Annotated in this window: 12 protein-coding genes and 1 pseudogene; 6 read left to right on the forward strand and 7 right to left on the reverse strand. The window is 61.0% G+C overall.

The window, feature by feature from the left end:
• Positions 1-95 precede the first annotated feature (95 nt).
• Positions 96-1,121 (reverse strand): threonine ammonia-lyase, biosynthetic, encoded by a 1,026-nt coding sequence (ilvA, locus tag PSEBG33_RS12485; protein ID WP_005788592.1) that lies wholly within the window; start codon positions 1,119-1,121, stop codon positions 96-98.
• A gap of 320 nt (positions 1,122-1,441) precedes the next feature.
• On the opposite strand from ilvA, the gene PSEBG33_RS28015 reads away from it, so the two are divergent.
• A complete protein-coding gene (locus tag PSEBG33_RS28015) occupies positions 1,442-1,597 on the forward strand; it encodes a ParD-like family protein (RefSeq protein ID WP_232289435.1) in 156 nt (51 codons plus the stop codon).
• Positions 1,597-2,358 (forward strand): type I methionyl aminopeptidase, encoded by a 762-nt coding sequence (gene map, locus PSEBG33_RS12480; protein WP_005788596.1) that lies wholly within the window; start codon positions 1,597-1,599, stop codon positions 2,356-2,358. Before PSEBG33_RS28015 ends, map begins: the two co-directional genes overlap by 1 nt.
• Positions 2,359-2,526: 168 nt before the next feature.
• On the opposite strand, the gene PSEBG33_RS12475 is transcribed toward map, so the two are convergent.
• Positions 2,527-4,113, reverse strand: coding sequence for a RimK family alpha-L-glutamate ligase (locus PSEBG33_RS12475; protein WP_005788599.1), 1,587 nt, complete (start codon positions 4,111-4,113; stop codon positions 2,527-2,529).
• Between the two features lie 94 nt (positions 4,114-4,207).
• Here PSEBG33_RS12475 and PSEBG33_RS12470 point away from each other — a divergent pair.
• A pseudogene (locus tag PSEBG33_RS12470) lies at positions 4,208-4,660 on the forward strand (GNAT family N-acetyltransferase); the annotation flags it as partial.
• A gap of 91 nt (positions 4,661-4,751) precedes the next feature.
• Here PSEBG33_RS12470 and sfnG read toward each other — a convergent pair.
• Complete coding sequence (gene sfnG / locus PSEBG33_RS12465) at positions 4,752-5,837, reverse strand: dimethylsulfone monooxygenase SfnG (protein WP_005788602.1); 1,086 nt, start codon at positions 5,835-5,837, stop codon at positions 4,752-4,754.
• A gap of 265 nt (positions 5,838-6,102) precedes the next feature.
• On the opposite strand from sfnG, the gene PSEBG33_RS12460 reads away from it, so the two are divergent.
• Positions 6,103-7,341, forward strand: a complete 1,239-nt coding sequence (locus PSEBG33_RS12460; protein WP_005788604.1) for an acyl-CoA dehydrogenase family protein — start codon at positions 6,103-6,105, stop codon at positions 7,339-7,341.
• A gap of 527 nt (positions 7,342-7,868) precedes the next feature.
• Here PSEBG33_RS12460 and PSEBG33_RS12455 read toward each other — a convergent pair.
• From PSEBG33_RS12455 to PSEBG33_RS12440, 4 genes are all read right to left on the reverse strand, one after another.
• Positions 7,869-8,654: a sulfite exporter TauE/SafE family protein gene (locus tag PSEBG33_RS12455; RefSeq protein WP_005788606.1), complete on the reverse strand. Its 786-nt coding sequence runs from the start codon at positions 8,652-8,654 to the stop codon at positions 7,869-7,871.
• A gap of 91 nt (positions 8,655-8,745) precedes the next feature.
• A complete protein-coding gene (locus PSEBG33_RS12450; protein ID WP_005788608.1) occupies positions 8,746-9,516 on the reverse strand; it encodes a class I SAM-dependent methyltransferase in 771 nt (256 codons plus the stop codon).
• A gap of 59 nt (positions 9,517-9,575) precedes the next feature.
• Positions 9,576-10,880, reverse strand: a complete 1,305-nt coding sequence (locus PSEBG33_RS12445; RefSeq protein ID WP_005788609.1) for an ATP-binding protein — start codon at positions 10,878-10,880, stop codon at positions 9,576-9,578.
• Positions 10,881-10,883: 3 nt separating this feature from the next.
• Positions 10,884-11,585, reverse strand: a complete 702-nt coding sequence (locus tag PSEBG33_RS12440) for a response regulator transcription factor (RefSeq protein ID WP_005788610.1) — start codon at positions 11,583-11,585, stop codon at positions 10,884-10,886.
• A 226-nt stretch (positions 11,586-11,811) separates the two neighbouring features.
• On the opposite strand from PSEBG33_RS12440, the gene PSEBG33_RS12435 reads away from it, so the two are divergent.
• Positions 11,812-12,954 (forward strand): efflux RND transporter periplasmic adaptor subunit, encoded by a 1,143-nt coding sequence (locus PSEBG33_RS12435; RefSeq protein WP_005788613.1) that lies wholly within the window; start codon positions 11,812-11,814, stop codon positions 12,952-12,954.
• A gap of 6 nt (positions 12,955-12,960) precedes the next feature.
• The gene (locus tag PSEBG33_RS12430) at positions 12,961-16,059 is read left to right on the forward strand and encodes an efflux RND transporter permease subunit (protein WP_005788615.1); all 3,099 of its coding nucleotides are present in this window, start codon (positions 12,961-12,963) and stop codon (positions 16,057-16,059) included.
• The last annotated feature ends 149 nt before the right edge of the window (positions 16,060-16,208 follow it).

Here is a 16,208-nt window from a genome sequence, read left to right on the forward strand (position 1 = left end):
CAACAGCGGTTTTATATAATTAAAATTTGAACTATAAGTTCTGTATAAATCATCGCCAAACCGCCTCGATTAAACGTTTAACCCATCGTTTCAAATCAGACCGGACCGAGTGCCACGACTCTTTCTGCAACATAACGCAAACTATCAAAGTTGATATTCGCCCCCGAATTTACCGCCACCAGGGTCTGGCCGCGCACACCCCGCTCAGCCACGTATTTGCGAATGCCCGCTACGGCCAGTGCGCCAGACGGTTCGGTGATGGAGCGGGTATCGTCGTAGATCAGCTTGATGGCACCGCACAATTCGTCGTTGCTCACGGTGACGACTTCATCCACCCAGTCCCGGCAGATCTCGAAACCGTAGGCGCCGATCTGTGCGACCGCGGTGCCATCGGCAAACCCGTCGACGCTGGGCAGCACTACCCGCTCACCAGCGCGCAATGCAGCCAGCAGGCAACTGGAACCTTCAGGTTCCACACCGATGATGCGTACTTCGGGACGCAGGTATTTGACGTACGCCGCGATTCCGGCGATCAAGCCACCGCCGCCCACCGGTACGAAGATCGCGTGCAGCGGGCCTTGCTGTTGACGCAGTATTTCCATGGCCACTGTGCCTTGGCCAGCGATCACATCGGGATCATCGAACGGCGAAACAAAGGTGCAACCCGCCACCTCGGTCAGCTGCAACGCGTGGGCCAGGGCAAACGCAAAGCTCTCGCCATGCAGCACTGCCTCGGCGCCCCGGGAACGCACGCCCAGCACCTTCAATTCCGGCGTGCTGCAAGGCATGACGATACGCGCCTTGATGCCCAGTTCCCGCGCAGCCAACGCCACGCCCTGCGCATGATTACCCGCAGAGGCGGTCACCACGCCACAGGCTTTCTGCTCATCGCTCAGTTGCACCAGCTTGTTGTAGGCGCCACGAATCTTGAAGGAAAAGGTCGGTTGCAGGTCTTCGCGTTTGAGCAGTATCTGGTTGCCCAGTAACGCGGATAGCGCAGGCGCCGGCTGCAAGGGCGTGCGCACCGCCACGTCGTAAACCGGGGCGGCGAGGATCTTTTTCACGTAGTGCTCAAGCAATCCTGTATCGGCGGCAGGTTGCACGGCGCTGTGGGAACTCATGGGCGTCTCCTGGTGTTGGTGTGCTGCCCAGGAGTCGGAAAAACAAAACCCGCCTCTAGGGCGGGTTTGGGTGCAGCCGTGTGCTATCCCGCCAAATGAGGAATGGCGGTAATAATAATGCTCGGCTGGCGGCGCAAGGCTTGAAATGTCATGCAACGAAATTAACCGGCGGTGGTTGGACAAGTCAATGGCCTGTCGCCATTTAGCCGGCTGGACTTTACGATGAACATACAAAACGTATACGCTTTGTATATCCCTCCAACACAGTGAACGCCATGGGCATCGTCAAGATCACCGACCAACTGCACGAATAGCTACGCCTGGCCAGCGCCGCCATGGACCGCTCAATCAATGCCCAGGCCGAGTTCTGGATCAAGATCGGCCTGCTGGCCGAACTCAACCCACACCTGCCCTACAACGAACTGATCAACAAGCTGCTGCTGGACAAACCCGACCTCATCCGAGGGCGCGGCTGATGATCAAGACCCCCGCACAACTGGCGGTGATGCGCGAATCCGGGCGCCTGCTGGCCCAGGTATTCAGCATGCTCGACGGTTTTGTCGCCGCCGGGCGCTCGACCCTGGAGCTGGACAGCGCCGTCGAGGCCTTCATCCGCAACGAGCTCAAAGCCCGCCCGGCGAGTCTTGGGCAATACGACTACCCCTTTTGCATCAACACCTCGATCAACGAAGTGGTGTGCCATGGCATGCCCAGCGCCAAGGAGGTGTTGAAAGACGGCGACATCATCAACATCGATATCACTCTGGAGAAAGGCGGGTTTATCGCTGACTCCAGCAAGATGTACATGATCGGTAACGTGGCGCCCAAGGCCAGGCGTCTAGTGGAACAGACCTTTGAAGCCATGTGGGCCGGCATTCGCCAGGTTCGCCCCGGCGCACGACTGGGCGATATCGGCCATGCGATCCAGAGCCATGCACAGGCCAACGGCTACAGCGTAGTACGTGAGTATTGCGGCCACGGCATCGGCCGGCAGATGCACGAGGACCCCCAAGTGCTGCACTTCGGCCGCCCCGGCACCGGGCTGGAACTGCGCGAAGGCATGGTGTTTACCATCGAGCCAATGCTCAATCAGGGCAGCGCCAAGGTGCGCGACCTCAAGGACGGCTGGACAGTGGTGACCAAGGACAACAGCCTGTCGGCGCAGTGGGAACATACTGTGGCGGTGACGACAGACGGGTTTGAGGTGCTGACACTGCAACCGCACACCGACGCATAACCTGTGGGAGCTGGCTTGCCTGCGATGGCATCGACGGTGTGTCACTGACACACCGAGACGCCGGCATCGCAGGCAAGCCAGCTCCCACAGGGGAAATCAGTGTTCACGCATGACTGGCGCCGCCAGCGATGCGCTTGAGCCCGAACACCATCAACCCCGCCCCCATCGTCACCAGCCCTGACCCTGGCGTTTCAGCTCCAGGCGTCGCACGAACTCCTCCAGCACCAGCGCATACAGGTCGTCTTGCAGATAGGCATCTTCAATACCGGCGTCCATGTTCGGGTTGTCGTTGACCTCGATCACCACCACCTTGTCGCCGGACTGCTTGAGGTCAACACCGTAGAGGCCGTCGCCGATCAGGTTGGCGGTCTTTACCGCCAGTTCCACCACCGCCTTGGGCGCTTCATGGACCGCCAGGGTGCGGCATTCGCCGTTGATATCCAGGCCGATAGCCTTGTGATTATAAATCTGCCAATGGCCCTTGGACATGAAGTACTGGCACGCGAAGATCGGCTTGCGGTTGAGCACACCGATGCGCCAGTCGTACTCGGTGTAGAAAAACTCCTGGGCCAGCAACAGCACCGAATGTTCAAACAACTCGGCGGTGGCCTTGAGCAGGGCTTCCTGGCTTTGCACCTTCATCACGCCGCGCGAGAAGCAACCGTCGGGGATCTTCAACACCAGCGGGAAGCCCAGGCGCTCGCCGACCCTTTCGAAGTCTTCCGGTCGCTCCTTGTAGAGAATCTCGGTGGCAGGCATGCCCAGTTGATGGCTGTTGAGCAGGTCGGTGAGGTAAACCTTGTTGGTGCACCGCAGGATCGACGCCGGGTCGTCCATCACCACCAGGCCTTCGCTTTCGGCTTTTTTGGCGAAGCGGTAGGTATGGTTGTCGACACTGGTGGTCTCGCGGATCAGTAAGGCGTCGTACTCGGCCAGACGTGAATAATCCTTGCGCTCGATCAACTCCACATCGATGCCCAGGCTCTTGCCGACCCGCACAAAGTTTTCCAGGGCGCGGGCATTGGACGGTGGCAGTTGCTCCTGAGGGTCGTGCAGAATCGCCAGGTCATACCGCGCCAAACGGCGTGAGCGCGGCTGGCGCCAGACCTTGCGGCTGAAGTTGTCGAGGGCGTGGGCGAACTGATCCTCCTGGTCATCGCGCAACTTGTGCAACACGCCGGACTTAACCCCGTCGATATGCCAGCCATTGTGTTTGCGAAACTCAACTAACAAGATCGGGCACGGAAAGGTTTCAAATAACTGGCGGGCCAGCTCTTGCAGCGGTTCTATATTGGTTCGACCAAAATAAAGTGTCAGGATAAAGCCTTCGGTATTGCTGTAAAGGTGATGACTCAGGGCTTTATCGAGGGTTTTATCCAGGTCGTCCAGTGACAAGCCATACAGCGACTTTTTAGTCAGTTCACTGATGGTGCGCACCGACGGAATCACCTTGTGCCCGCGCGCTTCGGCCAGCAATGAGCAGTAGTAACCATGGCCCAGGTACTTGTAACTGCGGCACAGGTTGATGACCTGCACACGTTTGCCCGTCTCGCTTTCACGGGTTTGCTCAAGGTATTCCTGGGCCGTCACGATGTCTTCGCTGGGAAAGTAGGAGGCCCAATCTTCCTTGCGTTCGACAATGATCACCACTTGCTTGGACGCTTTGGTGGCGACCGATAAATAACCGCTGGAAGTTATTGTCGCCGCGACGTTTTGCTCGGATACTTCACGCCAATGACCTTGTACCGCTGACATAATATTTGATCCGCTTTAGAGAACTCGACCTTTTCTATTAAGCACGATCTTTTAGATAAGTCCCGTTTCGTTACGTAACTTTTACGGCGGTTATATGGCTCTTTCCTTTCGCGTTGCAACCCCCGCTGATGGGCCTCAATTGGTCGCACTGGAACACCACTGTTTCACCACCGACCGGCTCTCACCGCGCAGTTTCCAGTGGATGATCAGCCGTGCCCATGGCCAGTTACTGGTAGCGGAAAACGACGCGCAATTGCTCGGTTATGCACTGGTGTTGTTCCATCGCGGCACTTCACTGGCCCGCCTGTACTCCATCGCCATCGCCGAACATGCGCGCGGTATGGGCCTGGGCAAGCAATTGCTGACGCGCATCGAGGCCTGCGCCCTGGAACATGATTGCGCCTACCTGCGCCTGGAGGTGCGCATCGACAACCCCGGTGCCCTGGCGCTGTACGAGCGCAATGGCTACCGCCGCTTTGCGCTGATAAATGACTATTACGAGGATCACACCGCCGCTATTCGGCTGGAAAAGCGCATCCTCCAGCACTAGGTCGCACGCCCCAGAACGTACAGCGATGTCGAACAGATACTCGGCGGTGCCCTGGATCGACCCCAGGCATTGCAGGCCGGGGTGCTGTTTAAGCCACCTGCTTGACCCCGGCCTTGGCTTCCAGCTCGCGTACCAGCGGCAAGACGCGTTGGCCGAAGTATTCGACTTCCTCTTGAAAATGCAGGAAGCCGGCCAGTATCAGGTCCACGCCCACGGCCTTGAGCGCAACGATGCGCTCGGCGATCTGCTGCGGCGTGCCGATCAGGTTGGTCTTGAAGCCGTCGTTGTATTGCACCAGGTCTTCAAAGCTGGACTTGGCCCAGTTGCCCTCGCCTTCCGGTGAGGCCTTGCCCGCCTGTTTGGCCGCATCACCAAACGCATGCACCGCTTCGGGGTCGGCTTTTTCGATGATTTCGGCGAGTACGGCGCGGGCTTCTTCTTCGGTGTCGCGGGCGATCACGAAGGCGTTTACACCCACTTTCACCGAATGGTGATTGGCGCCAGCCTTGGTGCGAATGTCGTCAACCTGGGCCTTGATGCCTTCGGGCGTGTTGCCGTTGGTGAAGTACCAGTCCGACACGCGTGCCGCCATGCCCCGCGCCGCCCGTGAGCTGCCGCCCTGGAACACTTCCGGCTGGCCGAGCGGTTTGGGTTTCAAGCTGTAATTGTTGAAGCGGTAGAAGTCGCCCTTGAAAGTGAAATCGTCCTGGGTCCAGATGCCTTTGAGGGCGCGGATAAATTCCTCGGAGCGGCGATAACGTTCGTCGTGTTCCAGCCAGGGTTCGCCGATCGCCTGGAATTCGCCCTTGAACCAGCCACTGACGATATTCACCGCGATGCGCCCGTTGGTGAGCTGGTCGATGGTCGCCAGTTGTTTGGCTGCCAACGCCGGCTGCCAAGGGCCGGGCAGGATCGCCGCGATCACCTTGAGCGTGGTGGTCGCCGCCAGCAACGCATGGCTGAACGCGACGGACTCATGCTGGTTGTCGGCGCCGTAACCGGCGGTGAAGCGAATTTGCGTCAGGCCATATTCGAAGCCGGCCGCCTCGGCCAACTGCGCAAGCTTGCGGTTGTAGTCGATGCCCCAGTGAGTGCGCTGTTCTATCTTGCTGACCACCAGCCCACCGCTGACGTTGGGCACCCAATAGGCAAATTTCACGGCTTGCTGACTCATCGGACGGTACCTCGCACAAAAGGATGTCATGTGGCTTACGCAGCAAGCGTGCCAGTCACCCGCAAATGCCCGCGCCATGGGCGCTGCGTTAAAAAATCGGATATCTGATCAGCCTGCTGGCAATGTCACCGATCGCAGCGGTTTGTCGATCTGCTGTTGCAGGAGCAACACCCAATCACCCTCTCGCACCGCAAACAGGGGAGCAAAGTCCCGGCACGGACTGTGCAATCTCCAGCACATTCGATCACTGCCAGGAGCCCTACCCATGACTGAACAGCACGTCATCAACCCACTGTCTACCGGCGCCGATTACCCTGCGCTGGCCGCACGTTTTCGGCCGATCTTCCAGCGCATCGCCGAGGGTGCGGTTGAGCGCGAGCACAGCCGCACACTGCCCCATGAACCGATTCAATGGCTCAAGGACGCTGGCTTTGGCGCGGTGCGGGTGCCAGTGGAATACGGCGGCGATGGCGCGTCACTGCCGCAGTTGTTTGAACTGCTGATTGAACTGGCGGCGGCTGATTCCAACGTGCCCCAGGCCCTGCGCGGGCACTTCGCATTTGCCGAAGACCGCCTGAATGCGCCACCCGGCGCAAGCCGTGATCTGTGGTTCAAGCGTTTTGTCGATGGCGATATCGTCGGCTGCGCCTGGACCGAAATCGGCACGGTGGCCATCGGTGAGGTGGTGACCCAGGTCAGCCCTGACGGCGACCACTGGAAACTCAACGGCGAAAAGTTCTACAGCACCGGCAGCCTGTTCTCGGACTGGATCGATGTTTACGCTCAACGCAGCGACACCGGCGCCGCCGTGATCGCCGCCACCCGCACCCATCAGCCAGGCGTGGTGCAGAGCGATGACTGGGACGGCTTTGGCCAGCGCACCACCGGCAGCGGCACCTCGCGGTTTACCGACGCGGTGGTGGAAACTGAAAACCTGATCGACTTTGCCACCCGCTTCAAATACCAGACTGCGTTCTACCAACTGGTGTTGCTGGCGACACTGGCCGGTATCGGTCGCGCTGCGCTCAGCGACGTGGCCCACCAGGTGCGCAACCGCCAGCGCATCTACAGCCATGGCAATGCAACGCACGTCAGCCAGGATGCGCAGGTGCAACAGGTGGTGGGCGAAGTCGCCGCGTTGGTATACGCCGCCCAGGCCAGCGCGTTGAAGGCCGCAGTGCCGGCGCAACAGGCTTATCTGGCGCGCTTTGGCGGCAATGACGTGGCCGAACGCGAAGCCAATGTGGCGGCTGAGATTGAGTCGGCGACGGCGCAAGTGGTGGTTTCGGATTTGATCCAGCGTGCCACCAGCCAGTTGTTCAACGCCTTAGGGGCCTCGGATGTGCGCCAAGGCAAGGCGCTGGACCGGCATTGGCGCAACGCACGGACGGTGTCTTCGCACAATCCGGTGATCTACAAGGCGCGGATCGTGGGCGACTGGGTGATCAACGGGACAGAGCCACCGTTTGTGTGGCAAATCGGCAACGGCCCGGCGAAGTCCTGAAGTTGATCTGGGTCAAACTCTGGGAGGGGGCTTGCTCCCGATAGCGGTGGGTCAGTCCTGAATGTATTTACTGACACTCCCTCATCGGGGCATAGGTATCTACACAACTTCAGTTCGCAGCCCCCCTACGGTAACCACGATGCGAAGCGAGCCGCTCTTGCTCTTGATCTGCTTTTGATCTCAGGCGCCCCGTCAAACCACGCTGGCCGGAATTCGACAGGGATTTGGGGGGTAAACCGGCAGGGATGCCGGTTTAGCCGCCCCGCGCCATGGATGGCGCGTGGCGGCGGCCCCCCAAATCCATGGCGGATTACGGGCACACCGAGCCTAGGCGAGGTGCCGAGTGGTGGGGCAAGAGCCCTTTGGTTACTTTGGGGCTCTTTTCCAAAGTGACCCGCTGTAAAAGCGGAACCAATAGCGGCCGTTACCTAAATAACGGATATGTACTCGGTCTAATCCAACATCCTGGTCGCCCCTGAGGCAGCCATCGGGAGCAAGCCCCCTCCCACATTTGGAGCACATGCGGCTCAGAACGCCAGCTTGTACCCCACAGCCATCAACATGACCGCCAGGCACGGACGTAACACGCTGTCTGAGATCTTGCCGGTCATATGGCTGCCGAAGTAGATCCCCGGCAACGAACCTATCAGCAAGAAGCCCAGCAGATGCCAGTCCATATTGCCCATGCTCGCGTGGCCCAGGCCCGCCACCAGGGTCAGGGGCACGGCATGGGCAATTTCGGTGCCCACCAGACGGCGCGTGGCCAGGAACGGATACAGGATAAACAGCGCCACCGTGCCGAGGGCCCCGGCGCCAATGGACGTCAGGGCGACCATGGTGCCGAGGACCGCGCCGGTCACCACGGTCAGGGCGTTCAGGTTGCGCGGGCGCATGTGGTAGTCATCACCGGCATGTCGCTGAGCAAAGGCCAACAGGCTTTTCTTGAACAGGATCGCCAATGCGGTCAGCAACAGCACAAAGCCCAGCGCCTGCTTGATCACCGCATTCATCGCGCTGGGGTCGGTGTGCAGGCTGGCAAGGAACCACAGCGTCAAAAGCACCGCCGGCACACTGCCCAAGGTCAGCCAGCCAGTGATGGTCCAGTCGATATTGCGGTTCTTGCTGTGCACCAGCACACCACCGGACTTGGTGATGGCGGCATACAGCAAGTCAGTGCCCACCGCGGTGGCCGGGTTGATACCGAACCACAACAGAATCGGCGTCATCAGCGAGCCACCACCGACACCGGTCATACCCACGATAAAACCCACGATCAGGCCGGCAACCACGAAACCAAAATTACCCACATCCATTACAGCTACCTGCGGCCTTATAAATTTCTGGGCGCAGGATAGCGATTTTTCTTATAACCACTTATATCAATATGATCTGAATTTATACCTTTTAGCTTAGCCGTTCACATTGATAAGCCTGGGTCTGATACGGGAAGGCCACGGTGTCACGGCCTCGCAGGGCGGGATGGGTGTCTATCAGCGTGCGCAGTTGCGCGGTGACCGTGGCCTTTTGCGCGGCTGGCAACGCGGCGATAAAGCTCACCGAGAGAAAACGATCCATGATCACTTCCTGTGGGCTGCCCACATGGTGGTAGGCAAAACAGGTTTTTTGCGGCGCGCGAAAATACTCACCGGTAAAGGGTACGCGCCAGTGCCCGGTATGAAAACGTGGGGTGTCGCCCTCGTAAGGCGTGATGATTTCGGTGATCGCCGCCACCCAGTCCACCGATTCATCGCGCACGTTCCACACCAGTCCCAGGCACCCTTTTGGCTTGAGCACGCGGTGGATCTCTGCCAGTGCAGCGCGGGTCGAGAACCAGTGAAACGCCTGGGCACACACGAGTGCGTCGACACTGGCGGACGCCAGGGGGATGGATTCGGCGGTGCCGTCGAGCAAACGTACATCCGGCAACAGCTTGGACAACTGCGCGCCCATGGCCGCTACCGGTTCGACCGCAATCACCGTCGGCGCCAGGCTGCAGAGCAAACGGGTGAACTTGCCAGTACCGGCACCGAGGTCAACCACCGTCGATTGAGCATCGATGCCCAGCGCGTCGGCCAGCCAGCCGGTGAGTTGCCGGGGGTAATCAGGGCGCCCCTGAGCGTAAGTGACAGCCTGGGTAGAGAAACCCTGTTGAGCAGACGTGTGGACACCAGACATTGCCAATCTCTCCTCGGGTAAAGCGGGGCGCACAGTGTGCGCCCTTCCCCGCGGTTTTTCTAATCGGCCTGGCTGGGCAACCACACCCGGAACCGCGCACCGCCAAGGGGCGATGCCAGGGCCGTCAACGTGCCGCCTTGGGCCTCCAGGGCACGTCGGCTGATTGCCAGGCCCAGGCCAAAACCGCCGGTGGCGCGGTCGCGGCTGCGATCCAGGCGGTAGAACGGCTCGAAGATGCGTTCGCGCTGGTCCATCGGTATGCCGATGCCGTCGTCGTCCACCCAGATTTCGCAGCCGTTGGGACACACCTTGACCCCAACCTGAATGCGTTTGTCGCAATAGCGCGTCGCGTTGCGCAGCAGGTTCTGCAAGGCACGGGCGGTAAGGCGCGGGTCGAGGCTGAAGCGCTCCACGGTGCAGTCGAGCGCCACGTCGATGACAATCTCGGGGTTTTCCAGCTCGTCGTCGACGCTGCCCAGCACGCTGTCGATAAACTCATCGAGCGCAACCTCGACCCGTTCGGGCAATTGCGCGGGATTTTGCAGGCGGCTGTAGGACAGCAACTCCAGCACCAGCTCATCCAGCTCGCGAATATGCGCCACCAGGCTTTGCAGGCGCTCGCGACTGGCCTGGGGCAAGTCTTCGGAAAGCGCCAGCGCCAGGCCGAAATCCAGGCGGGTGAGCGGTGTGCGCAGTTCGTGGGAGACCGCATTGAGCAAGTCGCGCTGCTGGTTCAGCAGGTGCTCGATATCGTCGGCCATGGTGTCGAACACCGTCGCCAGGCTGCCGATGCTGGAGCTGGGCGGAAGGCGCGTACGCTCCCCGAGGTGGCCCTTGCCCAACAGCGCGGCGGTGCTTTTGAGGCGCTCCAGGTCTCGCCAGTGAGGACGCAGCCACACCAGCAGGCACGCCAGCAGCGCCGCGCCGATCAGCACGTTCATCGACCAGTACAGCAGGTTCATGTCCAGCGGGTCCGGCGGAATGGTCAGCTTGACCGCGAACTGCTGGTTGATCGGCGAGCTGATTTCTTCCATCCAGCCCCACTCGCCCAGACGGATCACCGACTTGCCTTGCTCCAGCAGTTGTTCTTCCTGCGGCGTATAGCGAGCGTCCTGGCGCAGCAACAGTTCAACCTTCAATGGCGCAAAATCGCGGCTCAACTGGTCGGTCACCTGGGACCAGTGTTCCACGGGTGCGCGCTGGTATTGCTTGACCATCAGCTTTTGCAGGCCGCGGGACTGTTCGATGTTGTAGTCCATGTAGCGGTGTTCGAACAGTTGGATCACCAGCTTGGGAATCAGAAAGATGGCTGCGCTGTAGGTGACGATAGTGATCAGGTAGAGGCGTAGCAGCACACGGAACATGGTTCAGCATTCCCACTCGGAGCGGCTGAACAGATAGCCCTTGCCCCACACGGTCTTGATCTTGCGCGCCTCGCCGGCGTGGTCGTCGAACTTGCGCCGCAACTTGGAAATGGCCACGTCCACCGAGCGATCGGTACCGTTGAACTCGATGCCCCGCAGGCGTTGCAGGATCTGGTCGCGGCTGAGCACTTCACCGGCGTGGCGCGCCAGTACCACCAGCAGGTTGTATTCACCGCTGGACAGCTCCACCGCCTGCTCGCGCCAGGTGACGGTGCGTTCCGACAGGTCGATGCACAGGTTGCCCATGATGATCCGGTCGTTGGCCACCTGAGGCTCGGAGAGGCTGCTACGGCGCAACAGCGTGCGCACCCGGGCCAGCAGCACGCGCGGCTCGCAGGGTTTGGTCACATAATCGTCGGCCCCCATTTCCAGGCCCAGCACCTGGTCGTGGCTGTCGTCGCGGGCGGTCAGCATCAGGATCGGCAGGCCCGCCGAGTCGGCGCGCAGCAGGCGGCAGACTTGCAGGCCGTCCAGGCCCGGCAACATCAGGTCGAGGATCACCAGGTCCGGTGGGTTCAGACGCGCACGTTCGCGGACGTGGTCGCCACGGCTGAGCACGCTGACGTGATAGCCATTGCGTTCCAGGTAGCTGGCAATCAGCTCGGAAAGTGCGGCGTCGTCTTCGACCAGAAGGATGTTGGGCATAGGGTGTTTCCAGAAAATACACTGATAAGTCGTACACAAATCCCATGTGGGAGGGGGCAGGCCCCTCCCACATTGAATCTTCAATAATTGCAGGATTGTGCAAGGATATACGCCCCCAGCCGACTATGGGCCGTACCTTACACTTCTTCACACACGACCTACACAGCTTCACAGCACCACGGCGCAGGTGACTCTAGGATGCGCCAGTCAATATTGGGATAAGAGCATGTCGAAGAATCTATTTGCGCCGTTTTGCCTGTTGGCCCTCACACTGGCGCTGAGCGCGTGTGGTCAGTCTGCAGACGAGGCGCCGGAAATGCCCCTGGCCAAAGTGCGCATCGAAACCCTGCAGGCCAAGCCCCTGTCCATTACCAGCGAACTGAGCGGGCGTATCGCCGCGCCGCGCATTGCCGAAGTGCGTGCCCGAGTGGCCGGTGTGGTCATGCAGCGTGTGTTCAAGGAAGGTCACGATGTGAAACAGGGCGACGTGCTGTTGCGCATCGACCCGGCGCCCTTCAAGGCCGACCTGGACAGCGCCCAGGCCAACCTGAGCAAGGCCGAAGCCAATGCGTTCCAGGCCCGCCTGCAAGAGCAGCGCTACAGCCAGTTGGTTGAAGGCAACGCCATCAGCGGCCAGGAATACGACAACGCCCGCGCCGCCCTGCGCCAGACCAACGCAGAGGTTGCTGCGCAAAAGGCTGCCGTCGAGCGCGCCAGGCTGAACCTGGGCTATGCCACCGTGACCGCGCCGATTTCCGGGCGCATCGGCCGTGCCCTGGTGACCGAAGGCGCGCTGGTCGGCCAGAACGAAGCCACGCCGCTGGCGATCATCCAGCAACTGGACCCGATCCACGCCGACCTCACCCAGTCCACCCGTGAGCTCAATGACCTGCGCCGCGCCTTTCGTGCCGGCAGCCTGAAACAGGTCGGCCAGGACCAGGCCAAGGCCACCCTGATCCAGGACGACGGCAGCCTGTACCCGTTGCCGGGCAAACTGCTGTTCGCCGAGATCAGCGTCGACCCAGGCACCGGGCAAATCATTTTGCGCAGCGAGTTCCCCAACCCGGACCTCGACCTGTTGCCCGGCAGCTTTGTACGGGTACGCCTGGAGCAGGCGGTCGACAAGCAAGGCATCAGCGTGCCGCAACGCGCCATCACCCGTGACAGCGCCGGCATCCCGATGGTGCTGCTGCTGGACGCCGAGCAGACCGTCAGCCAGCAGCCGGTGGAATTGGGCGCGGTGATCGAAGATCGCTGGATCGTCAGCAGCGGCCTCAAGCCAGGCGATCGCATTATCGTCGAGGGCCTGCAACATGCACGCCCCGGCGAAAAAGTTGAAGTGGACGACAGCCCGCTCGTAAAGGAATAACCCGTCATGCCGCAGTTCTTTATTGACCGCCCGATTTTCGCCTGGGTGGTGGCCCTGTTTATCCTGCTGGCCGGTTTCCTGGCCATCCCGCAGTTGCCGGTGGCCCAGTACCCCAACGTCGCGCCACCGAAGGTGGAAATCTACGCGGTGTACCCGGGTGCCTCGGCCCAGACCCTGGACGAAAGCGTGGTCAGCCTGATCGAGCAGGAGCTCAACGGCGCTGATCACCTGCTGTATTTCGAATCCCAGAGCAGCCTGGGTTCGGCGACGATCACCGCGACCTTCCAGCCGGGCACCGACCCGGAAATGGCCCAGGTGGATGTGCAGAACCGCCTCAAGGTGGTCGAGCCGCGCCTGCCGCAAGCGGTTACCCAGCAAGGCTTACAGGTGGAAAAAGTCTCCGCCGGCTTCCTGCTGCTGGTGACCCTGACCTCCAACGACGGCAAACTCGACGACGTTGCGCTCAGCGACTACCTGGCGCGCAACGTGATGAACGAACTCAAGCGCCTGGACGGCGTCGGCAAGGCCCAGTTGTATGGCGCCGAGCGGGCGATGCGTATCTGGATCGACCCGCAGAAGCTGATCGGTTTCAACCTCACGCCAGCGGACGTCAACGCTGCAATCAGTGCGCAGAACGCCCAGGTCTCGGCAGGCAGCATTGGTGACTTGCCGGGCACCAACACCCAGGAAATCACCGCGGCGATCCTGGTCAAGGGGCAATTGTCGACCCCGGCGGAGTTTGCCGACATCGTGCTCAAGGCCAACCCCGACGGCTCCACCGTGCGCATCGGCGATGTGGCGCGCGTGGAAGTCGGCAGCCAGGAATACCAGTTCTCCACGCGTCTGAACGGCAAGCCCTCCACCGCCGTCAGCGTGCAGCTGTCGCCGGGCGCCAACGCGCTGAGTACCGCAACCTTGGTGCGGGCGAAGATGGATGAACTGTCGCGCTACTTCCCGGCCAATGTGGAATACAAGATTCCGTACGACACCTCGCCATTCGTCAAGGTCTCGATCACCAAGGTGGTCTACACCTTGCTTGAGGCCATGGCGCTGGTGTTTGCGGTGATGTTCCTGTTCCTGCAGAACGTGCGCTACACCCTGATCCCCACGCTGGTGGTGCCGATTGCGCTGATGGGCACCTTTGCCACCATGTTGCTACTGGGCTTCTCGATCAACGTGCTGACCATGTTCGGCATGGTGCTGGCCATCGGCATCCTGGTGGACGATGCCATCGTGGTGGTGGAAAACGTCGAGCGCATCATGGCCACCGAGGGCCTGTCGCCCAAGGACGCGACCAAGAAAGCCATGGGCCAGATCACCGGCGCCATCATCGGTATTACCCTGGTGCTGGTGGCGGTGTTCTTGCCGATGGCATTCATGCCGGGCTCGGTGGGCGTGATCTACCAGCAGTTCTCGCTGTCGATGGCCACCTCGATCCTGTTCTCGGCGTTCCTGGCCCTGACCTTGACGCCGGCCCTGTGTGCCACCTTGCTCAAGCCGATTGCCAAGGGCGAGCACCATGCCAAGGGTGGTTTCTTCGGCTGGTTCAACAAGCGCTTTGACCAACTCACCAATCGCTATGAAGGCTGGGTGGCCTATGCCCTCAAGCGCAGCGGCCGCTACCTGCTGATCTACCTGGTATTGCTGGTCGGCATGGGGCTGTTGTTCAGCCGCCTGCCCTCCTCGTTCCTGCCGGTGGAGGACCAGGGTTACACCATCACCGATATCCAGTTGCCACCCGGCGCCAGCAAGAACCGTACGGTGCAGGTGGCCGAACAGATCGAGGCACACAATGCCGGGGAGCCTGGGGTGGGTGATACCACCATGATCATGGGCTTCAGTTTCTCCGGTTCCGGGCAGAACGCGGCGCTGGCGTTTACCACGCTCAAAGACTGGTCGGAACGCGGCAGCGATGACTCGGCGGCGTCGATTGCCGACCGCGCCAACATGGCCTTTGGCGACCTCAAGGATGCGATTGCCTACGCGATCCTGCCTCCGCCGGTGGACGGCCTCGGCACCTCCAGTGGTTTCGAGTTCCGCCTGCAGGACCGTGGCGGCGTTGGCCACGCCGGGTTGATGGCTGCACGTACCGAGTTGCTGGACGCGGCGGCGAAAAGCCCGATCCTGGCCAACGTGCGCGAAAGCGCCCTGGCCGAAGCCCCGCAAGTGCAGCTGGAAGTCGACCGCAAGCAAGCCAATGCCTTGGGCGTGTCGTTCGCCGATGTGGGCAATGTGCTGTCTTCCGCGATCGGCTCGGCTTACGTCAATGACTTTCCCAACCAGGGCCGTATGCAGCGCGTGGTGGTGCAGGCCGAAGGCGACCAGCGCAGCCAGGTGGCCGACCTGATGAAGATCAACGTGCGCAACAACGCCGGCAAGATGGTGCCGCTGTCGGCGTTTGTCGAAGCCAAGTGGACCCAAGGCCCGACGCAGTTGACCCGCTATAACGGCTACCCGGCCATCGCCATCAGCGGTGAAGCGGCGCCGGGGCACAGCACCGGCGAGGCCATGGAAGAAATCCAGCGCCTGGTCAGCCAGTTGCCCGCCGGCCTGGGCCAGGAATGGACCGGGTTGTCCTTGCAGGAGCGCTTGTCCGGCTCCCAGGCACCGCTGCTGTTGGGCCTGTCATTGCTGATCGTGTTCCTGTGCCTGGCGGCGCTGTACGAGAGCTGGTCGATCCCAACCTCGGTATTGCTGGTGGTGCCACTGGGGGTACTGGGCGCGGTGTTGGCCGTGTCGCTTCGCGGGATGCCCAACGACGTGTTCTTCAAGGTCGGCTTGATCACCATCATCGGCCTGTCGGCGAAGAACGCGATCCTGATCATCGAGTTTGCCAAGGACCTATATGACCAGGGCGAGGACTTGATCGACGCCACCTTGAAGGCGGCGCGGTTGCGATTGCGGCCGATCATCATGACGTCCCTGGCGTTTATCCTCGGCGTGGTGCCGCTGGCAATTGCCACCGGGGCCAGTTCGGCCAGCCAGCAGGCGATTGGTACCGGTGTGATTGGCGGGATGATCACGGCGACATTGGCGGTGGTGTTTGTGCCGGTGTTCTTCGTGGTGGTGATGAAGCTGGTGCGCAAGCGCCATAAACCAAACTGATCAACGCCGCTCCCAAATGTGGGAGCTGGCTTGCCTGCGATGACGGCGGCACAGGCGACATAAGTGTTGCCTGAACCAACGCTATCGCAGGCAAGCCAGCTCCCACAGGGTTATTGATTGCATTCATGATCAGGTACACCCGAATGAGC

It is taken from the genome of Pseudomonas synxantha BG33R (assembly GCF_000263715.2).
Lineage (GTDB): Bacteria > Pseudomonadota > Gammaproteobacteria > Pseudomonadales > Pseudomonadaceae > Aquipseudomonas > Aquipseudomonas synxantha_A.